16 protein-coding genes are annotated in these 18,364 nt (G+C 46.3%); 5 read left to right on the top strand and 11 right to left on the bottom strand.

The window, feature by feature from the left end:
* Positions 1-303: 303 nt before the first annotated feature.
* The 4 genes from ahpF to MHO32_RS21220 form a co-directional block, all read right to left on the bottom strand.
* On the bottom strand, positions 304-1,872 hold the full coding sequence (ahpF, locus tag MHO32_RS21235) for an alkyl hydroperoxide reductase subunit F (protein WP_239213862.1): 1,569 nt from the start codon (positions 1,870-1,872) through the stop codon (positions 304-306).
* Between the two features lie 172 nt (positions 1,873-2,044).
* Complete coding sequence (gene ahpC / locus MHO32_RS21230) at positions 2,045-2,602, bottom strand: alkyl hydroperoxide reductase subunit C (RefSeq protein ID WP_005374632.1); 558 nt, start codon at positions 2,600-2,602, stop codon at positions 2,045-2,047.
* A 302-nt stretch (positions 2,603-2,904) separates the two neighbouring features.
* Positions 2,905-3,042: a YHYH domain-containing protein gene (locus MHO32_RS21225; RefSeq protein WP_005449646.1), complete on the bottom strand. Its 138-nt coding sequence runs from the start codon at positions 3,040-3,042 to the stop codon at positions 2,905-2,907.
* Positions 3,043-3,176: 134 nt separating this feature from the next.
* On the bottom strand, positions 3,177-3,635 hold the full coding sequence (locus tag MHO32_RS21220) for a MarR family winged helix-turn-helix transcriptional regulator (protein ID WP_239213859.1): 459 nt from the start codon (positions 3,633-3,635) through the stop codon (positions 3,177-3,179).
* 137 nt (positions 3,636-3,772) lie between these two features.
* Here MHO32_RS21220 and MHO32_RS21215 point away from each other — a divergent pair, with 137 nt between their 5' ends.
* A complete protein-coding gene (locus MHO32_RS21215) occupies positions 3,773-4,195 on the top strand; it encodes an organic hydroperoxide resistance protein (protein WP_041059168.1) in 423 nt (140 codons plus the stop codon).
* A gap of 78 nt (positions 4,196-4,273) precedes the next feature.
* Here the strand turns inward: MHO32_RS21215 and MHO32_RS21210 are convergent, their stop codons facing one another.
* From MHO32_RS21210 to MHO32_RS21200, 3 genes are all read right to left on the bottom strand, one after another.
* Entirely contained in the window at positions 4,274-5,371 is a 1,098-nt protein-coding gene (locus MHO32_RS21210; protein WP_005449643.1) for a YdcF family protein, read from the bottom strand.
* Positions 5,372-5,573: 202 nt separating this feature from the next.
* Positions 5,574-6,530: a hypothetical protein gene (locus MHO32_RS21205; RefSeq protein WP_069217893.1), complete on the bottom strand. Its 957-nt coding sequence runs from the start codon at positions 6,528-6,530 to the stop codon at positions 5,574-5,576.
* 225 nt (positions 6,531-6,755) lie between these two features.
* On the bottom strand, positions 6,756-8,642 hold the full coding sequence (locus MHO32_RS21200; RefSeq protein WP_005449641.1) for a methyl-accepting chemotaxis protein: 1,887 nt from the start codon (positions 8,640-8,642) through the stop codon (positions 6,756-6,758).
* 319 nt (positions 8,643-8,961) lie between these two features.
* Between MHO32_RS21200 and MHO32_RS21195 the strand changes: the two genes are divergently transcribed.
* Positions 8,962-11,712 carry a M16 family metallopeptidase gene (locus MHO32_RS21195; RefSeq protein ID WP_239213856.1) on the top strand — a complete coding sequence of 917 codons (2,751 nt, stop codon included), beginning with the start codon at positions 8,962-8,964 and terminating at the stop codon, positions 11,710-11,712.
* A gap of 57 nt (positions 11,713-11,769) precedes the next feature.
* Here MHO32_RS21195 and MHO32_RS21190 read toward each other — a convergent pair whose 3' ends face one another.
* Positions 11,770-12,096 (bottom strand): 2Fe-2S iron-sulfur cluster-binding protein, encoded by a 327-nt coding sequence (locus MHO32_RS21190; RefSeq protein ID WP_050922368.1) that lies wholly within the window; start codon positions 12,094-12,096, stop codon positions 11,770-11,772.
* Between the two features lie 353 nt (positions 12,097-12,449).
* Between MHO32_RS21190 and MHO32_RS21185 the strand changes: the two genes are divergently transcribed.
* Positions 12,450-12,878, top strand: a complete 429-nt coding sequence (locus tag MHO32_RS21185) for a Spy/CpxP family protein refolding chaperone (protein ID WP_005449638.1) — start codon at positions 12,450-12,452, stop codon at positions 12,876-12,878.
* Positions 12,879-12,976: 98 nt separating this feature from the next.
* Here MHO32_RS21185 and MHO32_RS21180 read toward each other — a convergent pair whose 3' ends face one another.
* From MHO32_RS21180 to MHO32_RS21170, 3 genes are all read right to left on the bottom strand, one after another.
* The gene (locus MHO32_RS21180; RefSeq protein ID WP_005449637.1) at positions 12,977-13,363 is read right to left on the bottom strand and encodes a DUF2541 family protein; all 387 of its coding nucleotides are present in this window, start codon (positions 13,361-13,363) and stop codon (positions 12,977-12,979) included.
* A gap of 247 nt (positions 13,364-13,610) precedes the next feature.
* Complete coding sequence (locus MHO32_RS21175) at positions 13,611-14,051, bottom strand: bactofilin family protein (RefSeq protein ID WP_080628684.1); 441 nt, start codon at positions 14,049-14,051, stop codon at positions 13,611-13,613.
* Positions 13,955-14,908: a M23 family metallopeptidase gene (locus tag MHO32_RS21170; RefSeq protein WP_005449635.1), complete on the bottom strand. Its 954-nt coding sequence runs from the start codon at positions 14,906-14,908 to the stop codon at positions 13,955-13,957. Before MHO32_RS21170 ends, MHO32_RS21175 begins: the two co-directional genes overlap by 97 nt.
* 457 nt (positions 14,909-15,365) lie before the next feature.
* On the opposite strand from MHO32_RS21170, the gene MHO32_RS21165 reads away from it, so the two are divergent.
* Complete coding sequence (locus MHO32_RS21165; protein ID WP_009695909.1) at positions 15,366-17,099, top strand: hypothetical protein; 1,734 nt, start codon at positions 15,366-15,368, stop codon at positions 17,097-17,099.
* 247 nt (positions 17,100-17,346) lie between these two features.
* Entirely contained in the window at positions 17,347-18,360 is a 1,014-nt protein-coding gene (locus MHO32_RS21160; protein ID WP_239213853.1) for an HlyD family secretion protein, read from the top strand.
* Positions 18,361-18,364: the final 4 nt, after the last annotated feature.

Here is an 18,364-nt window from a genome sequence, read left to right as displayed (position 1 = left end):
GCGTTGTGATGTTGCATTGTGAATTGAATTATCCGCGAGTGTAGAACCAGTTCCTCCCCTTTGAGCTCTGTGTGTTGAGAGCTTCGGAGTTTGATATAAGGGGGAGGGCTGTTCTTTCTTGTTGTGTGCTCAGTGCTTTCGCCACAAACCAAAAAAAGCCAGCAGTAGTAGCTGCTGGCAAAGTCTTTGGGCTTCTAGGTTTTTGCTTTTATTTCTTGCCACTCCGTTCTACACAGTGCCCCGATTGGCTTTCCGGGGAAGAAAACACAGCACTGTGCGCTTTGTGTCCAAGAAATTTGGAGATTAGCCTTGCTTACGGATTAGGTAGTCAAATGCGCCTAAGCTTGCTTTTGCACCTTCACCCATCGCAATGATGATCTGTTTGTAAGGAACGGTTGTTGCGTCACCGGCTGCGAACACACCTTCTAGGCTAGTATCGCCACGGCTACCGACTTCGATTTCGCCGCGCTCAGATAGGGCTACTTCTGAATCTTTTAGCCATTCTGTGTTTGGTACTAGACCGATTTGAACAAAGATACCTGACAGTTCAATCTCTTTGATTTCGTCTGTGTTGCGGTCTTTGTACTTCAAACTTGTTACGCGAGTACCGTCGCCCACAACTTCAGTAGTTTGCGCCATCGTGATGATGTCTACGTTTGGTAGTGAATTCGCTTTGTCGATAAGCACTTGGTCTGCGCGAAGTACGTCTGCGAATTCAAGAACCGTTACGTGTTCGACGATACCAGCAAGGTCGATAGCAGCTTCGATGCCTGAGTTACCACCACCGATAACCGCAGTTTTCTTGCCTTTGAACAGTGGGCCGTCACAGTGTGGGCAGTACGCGACACCTTTGTTGCGGTACTCTTGCTCACCCGGAACATTCATTTCACGCCAGCGTGCACCAGGGCTTAGGATGACACTCTTACTCTTCAGCGTTGCGCCGCTTTCAAGTTGGATGTGAATCAAACCATCTTCTGTGTGTGCTGCGCCCATTAGCTTCTCAGCTTGTTGCTCAGTTACTACGTCTACGTCGTATTCTTTTAGGTGTTCTGCTAGATCAGTCGCCAGTTTTGGACCTTCAGTACGTTTTACCGAAATGAAGTTCTCGATTGCCATGGTGTCCATAACCTGACCACCAAAACGCTTAGCAACAACGCCAGTACGAATACCTTTACGAGCAGCGTATAGAGCAGCTGTGCTACCACCAGGACCACCGCCGACAACAAGTACGTCGTATGGGTCTTTTTCGCTCAGTGCTTTTGCGGCTTTCTCGCTTGCTCCGTCATCCACTTTGTTCAGGATTTCAGTCAGAGACATACGACCTTGACCGAATAGCTCGCCATTCACAAATACACTTGGTACTGCCATGATGTCGCGTTGTTTCACTTCATCTTGGAACAAACCACCGTCGATCATGGTTGCTTTTACTTTCGGGTTGATCGCCGCCATCATGTTGAACGCTTGAACTACGTCGGGACAGTTTTGGCACGACAGTGAAATGAAGACTTCTACGTCTAGATCTTTGTCTAGTGCTGCGATTTGCTCAATCACTTCTGGTTCTAGTTTGATTGGGTGACCGCCAGAATGAAGCAGTGCCAATACTAGAGAGGTAAATTCGTGACCCATTGGCAAGCCTGCAAAGCGTAGTGCTGTGCCTTTTGTTGGGTTAGTTACCGCCATCACTGGTTTACGTGCGCTTGCGTTGTCGTCACGTTCAACGGTGATTAGGTCGCTCATCTCTGCGATTTGGTTCGCTAGAGACAAAATGTCATTCGATGCTTTGCTTTCATCTAGACTAACCACTAAACGAACTTCTTCTTTTACATTAGCCAGATATTGTTTGAGTTGTTGTTGGATCGCTTGGTCTAACATAGTTGTTACTACCTTAATTAAAACTAAAAAGTGGTTACTGTAGATAAAACCTGAGGGGGAGAGAGCAAATCAGGTAGAAGGTCGTCAAGGTATCTAACCTGAAGTGCTCTCTAATTCAGTTCTAATCAGAAAAAGGAAATCGGGAACTGATTAGAACTTAAATTTCAGTGGCTTAGATTTTGCCAACTAGGTCTAGTGATGGAGCTAGTGTCTCTTCACCTTCTTTCCATTTAGCTGGGCAAACTTCGCCTGGGTGTGCTGCTACGTATTGAGCTGCTTTCACTTTGCGTAGTAGGTCTTCTGCGTCACGACCGATACCTTCAGCAGTGATTTCCATTGCTTGGATAGTACCTTCTGGGTCGATTAGGAATGTTGCACGGTCTGCAAGACCTTGACCTTCACGCATCACACCGAAGTTGTTTGTGATGTTGCCTGTTTGGTCGCCAAGCATGTAGTACTGAATCTTACCGATTGTGTCTGAGCTGTCGTGCCATGCTTTGTGAGTGAAGTGTGTGTCAGTTGATACTGAGTAAACTTCTACGCCACGTTTTTGTAGCTCTTCGTAGTGGTCTGCTAGGTCGCCCAGTTCTGTTGGACATACAAACGTAAAGTCTGCTGGGTAGAAGAAGAATACTGCCCATTTACCTAGAACGTCTTGTTCTGTTACTTCAACGAATTCGCCGTTTTTGTACGCTGTAGCTGCAAATGGTTTGATTTGAGTATTAATCATAATTTACTTTCCTTTGAATGTTTTAAGCTGAGCTGTTGTTGCTTTCGGAAAGTATATTCTCATCGGAGTGTGTTTAAGGAAAATCGCTTGTAACTATCCTATTGATAGCCATTTCCTATTTCACTTGATAGGCATATCCGATGTAGGTGAGTTTGCTTTGATAGGTTTTATTGAAGATGAATGCAGAGCGATAATAGATAATGTTGATTGAGAAGGACGATGAGGGAGGATGGAGGTATAACGTGTGATTCCCGCTTAAAAAGGCGCGATAAGCCGCGCCTTCTCATATTATGCAAACGGAATTATTTGCGGTTGTGACAGTGGTACTCACCAGTTTTACTGTTTGTATGACAGCCATTTGCATCGGTGCCTCCAGAATGGGCAAACGCCGCAGAAACCATACCGAAACTAACAAGAAGAACGAATACTGCCTTTTTCATTTAATACTCCGAAATGTATGCCCAAACTTGAGCGCGCGGAGTTTTACATGGATGCTACTAGTTGAATATGATTTCAATCAACCTTTAACGTCTCATCGCCCACTTATTTCGTCAGTGGGCAAGATTTCAAAGGATTAGCTCAGATTGTCGAGCACTTTGCCACACAGCTTCTTCAGCATGATCATTTCATCCAGCTCTAATGTGATTTTACACATCATGGCGTTTGGCACTGCCTTGGCTTGTTCTTTAAGGTCACGACCTTGTTCGGTGAGGTTGAGTACGCGGACGCGCTCATCGGTTTCACTGCGACCACGCTCTACATAGCCTTTTGCTTCTAAGCGTTTAAGCAGCGGTGTGAGTGTGCCTGAGTCCAAATGCAGTTGTGATCCCAGTTCTTTCACACTGGCACCGTCTTTCTCCCATAGCACCATCATCACTAAGTACTGCGAATAAGTCAGATCAAGCTCGTCCAGCAACGGGCGGTAAGCTCGGATCACTGCATTTGCTGCGCTGTAGAGCGGGAAGCAAGCTTGGTTTTCGAGTAAGAGTTTATCTTCGTCGGTCATGGTGTTGTCGGTGTAACACTGGCTCATTGGTGTTGCCTACCTGCTTACAGAGAAAGAGAGTTATAAAATAAATTGTGCACAATATAGTTGCAAACTATCTTCACTTCGATATAAGATTGCAAGCAATTAAATTGCGCACAACTTAAATTAAGAAGGATACTCGCATGACTACTCTATACAAAACTCAAGCTACCGCTTTGGCTGGTCGTAATGGTCAAGTAAAAACTGATGACGGTCTTCTCGATCTAGAGCTGTCATACCCGAAGGAAATGGGCGGCACAGGCGCAGCAACTAACCCAGAACAGCTGTTCGCAGCGGGCTATTCGGCATGTTTTTCTAACGCGATTCTGCACGTAGCACGTGAAGGTAAAGTAGACCTGAAAAGCGCACCCGTAACAGCGCAAGTGGGCATTGGTCCGAACGACAACGGCGGCTTCGCACTAACAGTGAGCCTAGCGGTAGAGCTAGATATGCCACAAGAGCAAGCGCTAGAGCTAACGCGCATTGCGCACCAAGTTTGCCCATACTCAAACGCAGTTCGTGGCAACATTGATGTAGCAGTAACGGTAAACGGCGAAGCGATTTAAGCGGGTCTTACCACGGTACAAAGACAAAAAAGCCTGCAAGTACGCAGGCTTTTTTTGATTGGTATGAAGCGAGAATACTTAACGCGACTCTAGTGGGTAAGAGCGGTAGCTCCACATGCCGTAAGTACGCAGTGCATCGCGATAAATACCAAGTAGTTCGCCATCGCTGGCTGTGGCTAAGTCTTTAAGCGGTTTGTCTGGGTAGCTTACGGTGTCGAAAGTGATGCCTTGTGGACCAGTTTGCCAGCTTGCGATTTCAAATAGCGTTTGACCACGGCGCACGTGGCTCGCTGAGCTGATGATGGTCGCGTGCTTGATGTTATGACGTGCTAATGCGTAGCTGCTGAATAGAGCGTTACCTACCGTGCTGGTGGCGTAGTTTTCTTCAATGATGCGATCTTTGCTGATTCCTTTTTCAATCAGCCAATCCGCCATTAACTTGCCTTCTGTTTTGTGGTTCTTTGGTACGCCGCCCGTCAATACGATCAACGCGTCTGGGTTTGCTTTTGCCATGGCTAGCGTGGTTTCTAAACGCTCAACCAAGATTTGGTGCATTGAACCATCCGGATTCAGTGCGTATCCCAGTGTGACGATCGCCCCCTTGTCATTTAGTTTGCCTTTATCGGCTTTCTCTTTTAGTGGCGTGGCAAGCACGCGGTCTACAGTGTCGAAGATGCGTTGGATGTCTGCCGCTTTACCAGCATTGAGCTTCGTGAGCGTCGCCATGTGTTTCGCTGATTCCGCTTGGTTGCCCTCAAAGCGTTGCCATACCGCTAAGTAAGCGTGCAAATCCACATCGTCTGGTGCGACCGAAAGGGCTTGTTCGAACAGTTCAATCGCGCGGTCTGCATTCTTGTTGTAGATCTGCGCGTTTGCCGCAGAAATCAGCAGGTCAGTACGGTATGGCTCAAGTTTGTAGGCTTCTAGTAAGCGGTCGGTAACAATCTCCATGTTGCTCGGCATTTTGGCGGTAAAACCAGCGTGCGAGATACGCGCAGGGGATTTGAATGCCTTTACCGCGTCGTTGAGCAGTTGGTCGACAACCTGACGCTTGGTGACGATCTGTGAATAGTCGGCTGAAGATTGGATAGCAGCATCGTTTGCTGCAATGGAGTATGGAGCAGCCGTTAGCGCAATCACGCTACCAAGAGCAATAGCAAGTAAGTTCTTCTTCATGAAATGTCCTAGAGGTGCTGTAGTACCTAGTTTTTATCGTGCCTAACGTTGTTGTAGGTCGAACGAGTTCGATGGATTTTTTCAGTCTAGGTTCGCTTCATGAATAAACTGTGAAATGAATCCCAACTCAGCCGAACGAAGGGATTCATGTGGTTAAAACGCGAAGTAGGATCACGAAAAACGTTGCCCACCGGCTGTTGTGTTAAACGGTTGGATTTAAAGACAATCGCGAGCTGGTTGCTCTCTTCATATGTGAACAGCACTCGACCAGCCATCCATTACGATGTGCGGCGTTGTATGCGCCTCGACAGCAGCGAAGCCAATCTTTCTTGGTCGAGAAGTAAGAGGCGCTGCCCTTACAGATTTTCAGTGTCCATTTGGCGCGAGCAGAGCGCATATGCTGGCAACACTTTTTCATCCATCCATTACGGTGTGCTGCGAAGTAAGCGCCACTGCAGCCTTCTTGCCATGCGGTTCGAGTCTTGAATTCAGAAGCACTTTTGATGCAGGCGTCGAGTGTCCATTTCTTTTGCGTTCTCGGCGCACCCATGTGAGCGCAGCAGTGCTCCAACCAACCTCGGTTTCGTGCCGCTTGATACGCACTTTTGCACGCGCTGATCCACTCGGTCCGGGTCCGAAACGCTCGAGCGCTTTTGAGGCACGCCGCGAAGTCCCATTTCAGTTCGATGGGCTTCATGTGAGTGCAGCATTCGTCTAGCCAACCATTGCGATTTGCTGCGTTATAAGCACCGCTGCAACCGCGTTGCCAATCAGAACGGGTATTGTACTTCTTGGCATTTTTCGCGCAGTTTTCAAAGGTCCATTTTTTACCTGTACGAGAGGGAAGCATGTGAGCGCAGCAATCTTCTACCCAGCCATTTTTACGAGCTGCATGGTAGGCGCTTTTGCACGCTTGGTTCCACTCAGAGCGGGTTTTATATCGAGCGGCGCTGCGTACGCATTTTTCGTAGGTCCACTTAACGCCAACGCGTTGCATGTGGGCACAGCATTGGTCTAGCCAACCATTCCGATAAGCAGCACTGTAAGCCGCTTTACTCCCTTCGCTCCATGCGGTGCGAGTTTTGTATTGTGCTGCGCTTTGTTTGCACAGTTCGAGATTCCATTTCCCCTGTTTTTTGGGTAGGTCCATAAGATTCATAAGCGCACCTCTTCGAACGTATTCAGAATAAGGTTGAAAAGCCGTTTCCCTAAATGATGCCCTACCACGCTTTCTATGAAGCTTGCTCTCGGCGGTAGGTGAAAATACTGGTTGGGTATATGTACGGATTTTTAAGGCTTTGAGGTCAATTTAAGAGAGAAGTATCGGTGGGAAAAACAAACCCCGCAGCTAGGCGGGGTTTGATATTGAGCTTAGAAACGAGTACTACGCCAGTTTAAATGTCGCTACTTTCGAGTTGAGGTCTTCAGCTTGTGATTTCAGCTCAGAAGATTGGTTCATGGATTCTTCTGCACCAATCACCAAGTGATCGGTCACGTCTTTGATGGACGTAACATTCTGAGTGATCTCGTTGGTCACGTGCGTTTGTTCTTCTGCTGCTGTAGCGATTTGTGTCGCCATGTCGCTGATCAATGCAACCGCTGAATTGATTTCATCCAACGCTTGCGAAGCACGGTCGGCATCTTCTACCGAACCCATCGCCAGTTCTGAACTGCGTTCCATCAAGGTCACAGCGCGTTGAGTGGTGCGTTGCAGCGTTTCGATGGTGGATTTGATCTCTTCTGTTGAAGTGTGTGTACGTTGCGATAGTACGCGAACTTCATCAGCCACGACTGCAAATCCACGACCTTGTTCACCAGCGCGTGCCGCTTCGATTGCCGCGTTCAACGCAAGTAGGTTGGTTTGTTCAGCAATATCACGGATGGTCGACAGCACGGTGTTGATGTCTTGTGCGTGTTGGTTTAGTTCACTAATAACACCACTTGCTTGGTTCACTTCAGAAGACAAGTTGTTGATCGAGTCTTTCGTGTTTACCACAAGTGAGTGACCGTTTTGTGTACTTACTGATGAATCTTGCGCTACTTTCGCTGTTTGTTCAGCGTGAGAGGCGATCTCTTGAGTTGCAGACGCCATTTCTGTCACTGCCGTTGCCACAAGCGTGATTTCTTGTTGCTGGTGGTTTAGCTCATCAACTGATTGGTTTGCACGCTTAGTGCTTAGCTCAGACTGTTGGTTTAGGTCTTCGGCTTGATGACGAATATGACCAATAAGCTGCTGAAGGCTCGCAACGAACTGGTTGAAGTTCTCTGCCAGTTCACCTACCTCATCGCGGTTTTCTACTTTGATGCGTTGAGTTAAGTCACCACTGCCGTTAGCGATTTGCGACAGTGCATGAGAGACGTTGTAAAGCGGGCGGAACAGGATGTTACACAGCAAGTTAAACAACGCCACACAGATGATCACAACGATAGCCGTCGCGATAATTTGTCCCCAAACGGCATCGTAAAGTGGTGCAACAAGTGAGTCGCTATCCAGAACGGTTACTGTGGTTAGCTTGGTACCGTCGATGGCTTTTGCGTAAACCACAAAGTCTTTACCCTGAATAGACACAGTTCGATCCTGACCAGATCTTGCTGCCGCAACGATGTCATTGTTGCTCAAACCAAGCTTGCTCACAGGTTGATTAAGCAGTTTGCTGTCGTTGTGAGTGAAGATGTTGCCTTGGTCGTTCGCAATGAACATATAGCCTTCGCCCGGTAAAATTACTTGGTTTAGGCTGTTTAGGATATCGCCGATTTCTACGTCAGCACCTAATACTGAGGTTTGACCGTGAAGCTGTATCGCTTTACCCAAAGACACCACGTTTGCGCCTGTTGCGGCGGCAACCGTTGGGTTATCCATAAAGACTTTGGATGGATTAGCAATGGCATTGGTGTACCAACCCCATTTGCGTGGGTCATCGTTACCTGGCGGTAGAACAACGCCGTTTGCGTTATCTTGCGAACCGTCTGGGTAAGCTAAGAAGACGTTATCAAACTTGGCAGAATCGCGAACTTGTTTTAAGTGCGTCACGATTGCCGATTTTTTAGCGTCTTGTGATAGTGAAGTCAGTGCTCGTTCTTTGGATAGAATCCAGTCACTTACATATTGGTTGTAAGATGCGCTTGTGCTTTCTAAACGCTGTGCAACTTCAACGTCAAGTCGTTGCAAAGAGTCACGGAAAGACAGCCCCTCTACCAACACTCCCCCGAGGATGATGGCAGCGCTGGCAGAGATCGCCAGCTTGTTCTTCAAAGATAAGTTCTTAAACATATAGATATGATTGGCTCTTATTATTTATAAAAATTTGTATTTCGCGCCGATATTATATTTTAGTGTTCAAAATAAATACCGATCTGTGTCGCGTATTTGATTCATACTCATGCTAATGCACACATTTTGTTCAAATTGTTTTGCTTTTTTGCGCTAACTTGTTTATTAGCAAACCGTTATTTACATCTTTGTAAATGATTCTTGTTTTTATAAAATGTGATCAAAGTCTTACTATAAGGGCGTATATTGCATATTAAATATCAAGCATATGACGTGATCGATATATTGCCTCAATTATTCATTGTTAGGGACAATAGTTATGCGTAGCACGTTGTTATTACCCGCATTATTACTGTCAGGGTGCGCTCTGACTCCCCAATCAACACCTCTCCAAGCCGATACAAATTGGCATGTCGACCAACTTGCCAATGGGATGAAGTACCATATCTATCCGACTCAAGACGAAGAAGTCTCAGTACGTTTGATGATGAATGTCGGCTCTTTCCAAGAGGACGCCAGCCAAAAAGGCTACGCTCATTTTATTGAGCACATGGCGTTCAATGGCAGTACGCACTTTTCTGGCAATGATGTTGTAAAGCTGTTTGAAGCATCAGGCGGCAGCTTTGGTGCAGATATTAATGCCACGACAACCTATCAGCAGACGACGTACAAATTGGATCTCGCCAATCCAGACAAGCTGAATGAGGCGCTAACGTGGATGCGTGACATCGGTGATGGCATTCAATTTGACCCAACGCAGGTAGAAAAAGAGAAAGGCGTGATTTTGGGAGAGTGGCGACGTTCTCGTCCGGATGATAAGCCGCTGTCTTTCACTGCGTACGAAGCCACAATTGAGGGGACGCCTTACGCAGAACACGATCCAATTGGTACGCGTAGCTCGATTGAAAATACGTCATCACCCGCTTTAAAGCGCTTTTATGACAAGTGGTATCAGCCGCAATACGCAGAGTTAATCATCACAGGTAATGTTGATGTGGACTCGATCGCTAAGATTATCGAGAAAAAATTCTCAAATTGGGAGAGCACGTCTGACGTTGTGGTTGAGAAGCGACGTGATATTCGTGCGAATAACGCCAATCGCATTCTGCCAAGTAGCCAAATGGAATCGCCAAGTCTGCATCTGATCATCGACCGTGATTCTGTGATGCGCCAAACCTTGGCTCAACAACATAGCGCATGGCAAGACGAAGTCAGTGCTCAGCTTATCCAGCAACGTTTGCTTGCGGTGTTAAATGATGCGGCGGAATCTTTCCAATACGCGTATGCACAGCCTTACACGTCCAACTACCACAGTGTCATGTCTGCCGGTGTTTCTTTTGCGCCAGAGCGTCGTGACAATATTCAGAAAATCTTCCTAAATACGCTAACGTCTTTACGCGACTACGGAGTGACACAACAAGAGCTTGATGGTGTGATGTCTGGTTGGTATGGCGAGCTATCTAATCTTGATTCAGATTGGTCGAAACGTAAGCCAGCAGGTTATGCCGAAGCGCGTACTTACCAGTTAGAAATCAACTCGGTAAGCCAATCGAAGCAAGGGTATGAGCAAAGCTTGTCGAGCTTTATCGACAGCAACACATTAGATCATGCCAATGATGAGCTGAAAGCGCTGTTGTCTGAACCAGCAAACTTTGTAATTGGACTGGGTAAAAACGAAAACAAAGCACAGTTTGCAGGTCAATTTGCAGCCTTGAGCGCCGCATATGCACAAGCTGGTGAGAAGCCATTGGACATGTATGCGCAGACGGATGGTTTTATTCAACCAACCAAAGAAGGCACGATCACTAAAATGCGTGAAGAGAAGGGTGGATTCCAAGTTTACACTCTATCGAACGGCATTGAGGTGTGGTTCCAAAAAGACGATAAAGCAGCCAATCGCGCATACGTTTATTTAGCAAGCCAAGGTGGTAAAGCAGCGTTAGATAAGTCGTTGTACCCTGCCTTTGATGTGGCAACGATGGCTGCTGCACGCAGTGGCTTAGGTGGTTTCTCTGGTTCTGAGCTCGACAGCTACTTGCGTAAAACGGATATTTCACTGTTTCCTATTTTGGGTGCAACCAATCATGGTGTAGAAGTGATCGCGCCAAAAGCACACCTTGCGAGTGCGCTAAATGGTTTGTACAACATCATGACGGAAATTAAAGTCGACGAGCGTCAACTTGCCGCTGTGAAACGCGAGTTTGTTCAGCAGCGTCGAGCGTTCTTTGAATCACCAATGGGTAAGTGGGTCAAAGCGGCAAATGAAAACGCTTACCTGCCGAACAGTCGCCAAGTTCTGTTAGCTGCAGATGGGGTTAAGGATGTCACACCAGAGCAAGTTTTCGCTTTGCATGAGACATTGTTTAACCACAACCGCGGTTACAAGATGGTGATGGTTGCAGACATCGACCCAGAGCAGATCACGCCGTTATTGCGTAAGTACGTTGCATCGATTGATCTAAAACCAAGTGAAGCTGTGGACTACCACATCGATTTTAATCCTAATGCGCAAAAACGCTTGGTAATGGCAGAAGGGCACGAGCCATCGTCGTTGTATTTATTACGTTTAACGAACGGCAATGAACAGCCAAGAACGGCGCAAGAAACGGTTGTTATTGACATACTTCAACGCATTGCGGCAGCACGAGTGACTGATCAATTACGTGAAGAGGCAAGTTTGGATTACAGCCCAAGCATTTACCCAATCACGCAAGATGAAGAGATGGTGTCTGACTGGTTCTTTGAATCTCAAATCGATCCGAAAGACGTGAGTAAAATGGATGCGCAGCTTGGCAAAATCATCGATGATTTGGCAACGAACATTACTCAAAAAGAAGTCGATATTGCGAAGAAACAGTTGGTGGTTGCAATGAAAGACATCGACGACAGTCCGGGTCAACGCAGTTGGGCATACACGCGTTACCTTGTTCATGACTATGGACTGGATGTATTGCTTGATATCGACAAAGCGGCGCAAAGTGTCACTTTAGAAGAAGTCAAAGCGTTGGCAAAACGTGCCTTCGGTAACAAAGCGAAACGCACGACGATCATCCTCAATCCAAAATCATAATTTGCAAAGGGCGACTCCATGGTCGCCCTTTTTATTTTTGAATGCCGCCGTATTCAGTCAGTTTTGCTCAGTGGCGACAGACTCATGCGCTTTAATCTTCTGCTTGTAAGCTTTTGCTGCCTCTTTACGTGCCGCATCTAAATCAGCACGACGCACGGTCACCTTCATGCCCGGCATGGGTTTTACCTTACATGCGTAGCGAGGTTGGCCATCCACTTCTACTTTACAAACATGACAGCAGCCTTTGATGCGTCTGTTCTTTAAACACGGTGCGGCGATATTCACTCTGACCTTACGAGCGATATCAACAAGGTTCTGGTCATCCGGTGAAATAGCGATTTTATGGGTATCAATCTCAATGATTGCGGGTTTAAAGGTAAACATAAGCTCTTAAATTAGGGTTAAACAATGATTATATCCAAGTGACTTCAAGATGCAGGATTCAGAGCGCTGTCATTGATTCCCTATTTACCGAAAGCAAGGAAAACAACGCAGCGGAATAGCCAGCTCTTTCCAAGTCATTCTCGCTGAACCTAGCATCCCGAGGTTACTTGGGTATAAGACGAATGATCACGAGAAAAGACGACGCAGTTATTGGAATTGTATAAGGTTCCTTCGGGCTTCAATCGAAAATCATTTTTGTGAAGGAATGCCTCATATTTACTAGGTACAGGAAACCATGTGGTATCGATTGAGTCTCATCTAATTCCAAATAGCAGTAAATGAAGGTTCCCCCAATGAAACGCTACCTATTGTCGACGATTCTACTACTAAGCAGCGCGAATGTATTCGCAGAATCCGCACCAGCGCAGCCTGTTGCACCAAAACCATTTGGTTTAGAGAGTATGACCGCGGAGCAGCAAGCAAAAATTGAAGACATCCAAATTAAGCTCAGCAGCGAATTAGCGGGCAAACAAGATCCTAAAGCGGCTCAAGAGAGTGCAAAACAATTCGAGAAATTGGTTAAAGCATCATCCTTTGATGAAGCAAAAGCAAAACAGCTGATTCAGCAAGCAAATGCAAAACAGTTGGACAAACAACTTGCTCAACTTAAAGCGCAGCACGATATCTACAATGTGCTTACTGACGAACAGAAAGCAACGCTTGAGAAGCGCCAGCAAGAGCAGTTGAAAAAGTTTGAGTCAATCAAACAAAGCGCTCAATAAACACTCAGCTTAAACTCGTCACAGAACGAAAAAGACTCCCAAGCGGGAGTCTTTTTATGTATTTGTCTGCGATGAAAGGAACGATCGCACTCTGATACTTAATCGTTTTTCTCTTTGCCGTAAACGCGAACGCCCGCCTTTGAGCCTTCTGAGTTACCGTAAACTTCGATATGTTTTACGCAGCGACGGTAACCAAAGTAACGCCAATCTGTCATTTTGTCTTTATCAAGGTCACGATGGAAACGAATGGTTTTTTCGTCACCATTTTGGAATCGTACAACCACTTTTCGTAGTTCGATATCTTTCTCTGCTTTCACTTTGATCGCGTTGGTATTGCGGCAAACAATCATCGGGATTTTTGCTGCTAGGTTACCGTGCTCAAGCAAAATGGTACGACCCAAAGTGAATTTATCGTCCGCATGAGCAGGCGCGATAAGTGTTGTTGCAGCGAGTGCTGCCGTGATAATAGCGGTATAAATTCTCATTAAAATAATCACCAAAACACAGGAGCGCGAATCATAGTCGAGAGAAATGAAAATCTACTAGCGATATTTTTGCATGTGGATGAAGTTTCACAATCCGCTGACTTTGCCCGAATAAAAGTACTGGCTTCGCTTCTACCAAGTGCGAATCCGTTATCGAGGCTGTGTTCGTAACGATATGAAGGAGTGGGAGAGGTGATGAAGAGGATAAACAAAAAAGAGCACTTAAATGTGCTCTTTTGGTTTGTTATTAAGCGCTTTTAACCGCCTGTGGCTTATCGGCTTTTGCAGCGCCTTTCACTGCTGGGGATTTGTCTTTTAACGTCACCACTTCTTTTTCTGGTAGCTCTGCTGCCTCACCGAAGAACTTACCGCCCGGTTCGATGCTCAAGTTGTTACTCCAGATCTTGCCGCTAACACGACCTTTTGCGAGCACTTGAATGTGCTCTGCATGGAAGTTGCCATCAAGGACGCCATTGATGACAAGTTGCTTCGCATAAACGTCGCCTTTGATGCGACCACTTTCTGCGACCACAAGGGTGCCTTCGACGTGCAATTGACCTTCAACAATACCATCAATCTGGATGTCGCTTTCTACTTTGAGTTCTCCGCTAACAGTACAGCCTTTGGCGATGAGAGTTGAAGCTGTTGGGCTACTCGTTGTTCCACGGTTTTGATTAAAGATTCCCATCGTATTCTTCGCTCCTTGGTAAAGATGTCTTCAAAATCATTGAGGTTCCAATCGACAAATGGCCTCGGGTTTAGGGCTCGTCCGACAAAACGCACTTCATAATGAAGATGGGGACCAGAAGAGAGCCCACTGTTGCCGGAGATTGCAATGAGTTGTCCTTTTTTGACGAACTCACCGGTTTTGACTTTGAACCCTGTTAAGTGCGAGTAAGAGCTCGAAAAGCCGAATGAATGTTGTAAACGTAAGAAGTTACCCGAGCCTTTTTTACTGCGTCGAGTAACTTCAACAACGCCATCTGCTGGCGCGTAAATCTTGGTTCCAGTGTTTACGGCAAAGTCCAATCCCCGGTGCATCTTGACTTGCTTTGTAACGGGATGGACGCGTTTACCAAAACCAGAAGAAAAACGTGCCTTTCCTACTGGCGAGCCGTTAGGGATCTGATTAAGCATTGCCATACGTACATGTGAGGTAATGGCTGCGGTATCTAGTCGCGCATCCAAACTATCGCTGGAGGACTCTTTGGCAACACCAAGCACTTTTTCTAACTCACCTAAGCGTTCAGAAACGAGTTGAACGCGTTCTTCTCGTTCAGAGAGATCGTTCTCTAACTCGGATTTAAGATTTTTTAAATCATCGAGTTCTTGCCCGATACTACGCGAACGTTCGGTCAGTTCTGCCTGTTTAAGAACCGCATCATCCACTTGTGAGTAGAGGTGGTTTATCAAAATTGCAGTCGCCGCTAACGCCAGTACAAACACCACTACGCCAGTTTTAAAGTTGCGTTGCATGGTTTTACTGAAGTACCAATGCTTGGAACCGTTAATGGTGGAGATTGAAATCGTTAGCTGGTCTTTCATTGCGCTTAATTAGGTGTAGCTCTGCCGTTTATTTGTTGAAAAGCAAGACTTTAAGGAAAAGGTGCGTCGGCTTCTACTGATTATGTTGATGAAAATGTCAGATCGTGATCTGTTTTCACACAATCAATAAAAGTTAGGGGGTAGATTTAATCTTATCGCCGCTTTGGTCAGTGAGATAAGGGGAGCTTATCCTTTCGATTGAGTAAATTACCAATAGTATGATTGAGCAATTTAACTCAGTTCACGTTTTATCTTATAAATGTTGGATATTTTAGTAATTTAGCATTTGGGAAATTGATAAGTCTGGTTGGGTGTTTATGATGGCGTTGCACGCGAATAAACGCCTGAAACAAAAAATGAAATTTTTCATCTTGTTAAAGCGTTCATTGAAGGCTTAATGCTCTCTCAAACCAGCTAGTTGGTTTGGGGAAATATAACCAAGACAACGGAGTTGGTCGTGAAAAAATTATTATTAGCTACTGCAGTGGTCGCAGCAGTTGGTGGTGCCGCTTATGTGTACCAAAACAACCTTGCCCAAGGTGAATCTTCAAACTCGCTACTCACGCAAGTTCCAGCAGATACACTTGTTCTGACTTACCAAACAGAACCATTCAATCATTACGAATACATGACTGCTTTCGGTGGAACACAACAGCCGCCTCTTGCTGATCTGTTCGTAGAAGAAGAGTTGACTCCAGGTCTCGAGTTTGCGGTTAACTTCTTCGATGCTTATGTTGCGGCATCTTCTTCACCTGAAAGTCTCAAATCTTTCCTAGGTACTGGCGATATGGTAAGCCCAATTATCTATACGCTTGGTTTTGTTCCAGTTTATAAGATGCAGCTTGAGACTCCTGCATCACTATGGAAAAGCTTAGATGAGCAAGAAAAATTAGCCGGCATTCAACACGAGAGCGTGAAATTGGATACGGTTGAGTTTCGTCGCTATGAGCTAACAGACTCACAAGATCCGCAAATGGGTGTTGGTCTTGCTGTGGGCGTAGTGAACAACGTGCTGACGGTGACGTTGGATATTCCTGAGCTAGGTGCTGAGAACCCGCTTAAGATGGCATTTGGTCTAGAATCGCCAAAGAACAACATTGCGGATTCTGGTCGCTTGGAAGCGCTGAAAGCGAAATACGGTGCGAACAACAACTCGTTTGGCTTGGTTGATTTTCGTGAAGTCATCAAAGGTTTCACTACGACGGATGGTAACCGCCTTGCTCGCCAACTAAACACGGCGGGTTCTGATCCAATGTTGGATGAACTTCGCACGCCAGCGTGTCATACCGAGTTTACTCAGATCGCAGAAAACTGGCCGCAAATGGTGGTATTTGGTGAATACTCAGTCCAAGACAGCAAGGCGCGCATTAATGGTAGCCTAGTGGTTGAATCGAAAAACCAAGTGATTTTGGAAGCACTGCAATCAATGCGTGGCGTACTCGCGGAATCAAACGGCGAGAAGAGTATGTTCAGTGTAGCGCTGGGCTTGGATGTTGCCACGCTTGCACCAGCAATTGGTAAGATCTGGACCGATCTAACTACGCCTCAATACCAATGTTCAATTTTAACCAAAGCGCAGCAAGATATGCGTGGGCAAAATCCAGCTCCAGCAATCAGCATGGGTGCAGGTATGGCGAATGGTCTGAAAGGCTTGAGCATGGAAATGTTCGGTCTTGATGTAGACATGAGCGGTCAATACGGTCCTGAGCTTGGTCAGCTAGACGCAATCTTCTCGATCTCTGCGGACGATCCAAACATGTTGCTGCAAACCGCGCAGATGTTTGTGCCTGAACTTGCTCAAATCCAAATCCAACCGGATAACCAACCAGTGAATATTGGTGGTTTGTTAGAACCGTACGCTGGCAAGCCTATTGATGTGTTTGCTCGTCTGAATGACAGTCACTTGACGCTTTACAGCGGTGATGCTGCAGCATCTGCAAGTGACAAGGTGATGGCACAGCCACTAACAGCGAATGGTCTATTGAGCTTCACTCTGGATTCAGAGCGTGTATTGGAAGTGATGGAAACGGCATCTGAAGTTTCTGGCGAACCAGTTCCAGAAGATCTGATGATGAGCCTTCAAGGCCAACTCGTTGGTGGTATGGCGGTGGATGTAACCAAAGATGGCATCACGTTCGACTTTGATTACACCGGTTCAACGAAACCACAAGTGAAGGTAGCGCAGCAATAAGCGTGATTCACTGGCTTCAATCTCGAAGCATTTTTTCATAATCAAAAGGCGACCTCGGTGTCGCCTTTTTTGTTTTTCTCAATATATGTACTTCAATTCTCTCCCTTTCATTCAAAAGTGGGCATCAAATAAGATCAATAAAAATCAGTGGGATGGATCTTTCTCCTCCATAAATGATCAAATGCATCTTTACTAAAACTGTACGGTACAGTACAGTTTATAGAAATCATTAAGTTGGGTTTCAAAAATGAAGAAGAAAGTCATTGCGTTGTCGCTTGTTATTGGTTCGTTGTTCGCTGCAGGTTGTGCGTTATACCAACCTAATACGGTGACTACCGATAACGCTTATGTTCACTCGGATGTGACGGCGATTTCTCCGGAAGTCGGTGGGCAGGTAAGCCAACTTTTTGTCGAAGATAACCAGTGGGTAAGCAAAGGTGCGCCACTGTTTTCGATTGATGATGAAGATTTCATTGCCAATCAAGAAATCGCGAAGTCGGCGTTAGATGTCGCAAAAGCAGCGCTGACCGCAAACCAAACCAAAACTGAGATGCAGTTGGTAAAGATCGAGCAAGCGAAGCAGGGCATTCACAGTGCGAGTGCAAACGCGGAACATCAAGCGGCGGAGTTCAAACGTCTGTCTCGTTTGGTACAAAAGCAGTCGGTGAGTAAAAACCAATTTGAAGCGCAAAGAACGCGTTCTATTGAAGCGAGCAGCAACCTTGAAACTGCCAAGCTAGCGCTAACCGCTGAACAGAAGCAGCTTGACGCGCTCGTGACAGAAAAGATGCAGCTAACCGCGCAACGCAAACAAGCCGAAGCGAACTTGAGACTAGTGAATATCGCCCTTGAGCGAACCATCGTTCGAGCGCCTTTTGATGGCTATGTGGCAGACAGACAAGTGCAAGTGGGTAAGTTTGTTCAACCGGGCATGGGGTTGATTGTGATGGTACCGGATTACGTGTGGATTGAGGCAAACTTCAAAGAGACTCAATTGGAAAACGTTGAACAAGGGCAAGACGTGGAAGTGGTGTTAGACATGTTCCCTGATCATCCATTGCATGGTCGTGTAACTTCCATAACCCCAGCAACAGGCGCGCAGTTTAGTTTACTGCCACCGCAAAATGCGACTGGTAATTTCGTGAAAGTAGTTCAGCGTGTGCCAGTGCGTATCGAGTTGGATATTCCACAAGAGCTGAAACAGCGCATTTACCCTGGCTTGTCGGCTGAAGTGTCGATTGAGACCGCAACGCAAGGTTAATCGC

The sequence above is a fragment of the Vibrio sp. MMH1-50 genome (assembly GCF_022347645.1).
GTDB classification, from domain to species: domain Bacteria; phylum Pseudomonadota; class Gammaproteobacteria; order Enterobacterales; family Vibrionaceae; genus Vibrio; species Vibrio harveyi.
Note: the sequence above shows the minus strand (reverse complement) of the source record. Positions and strands in the feature narration are given on the sequence as shown.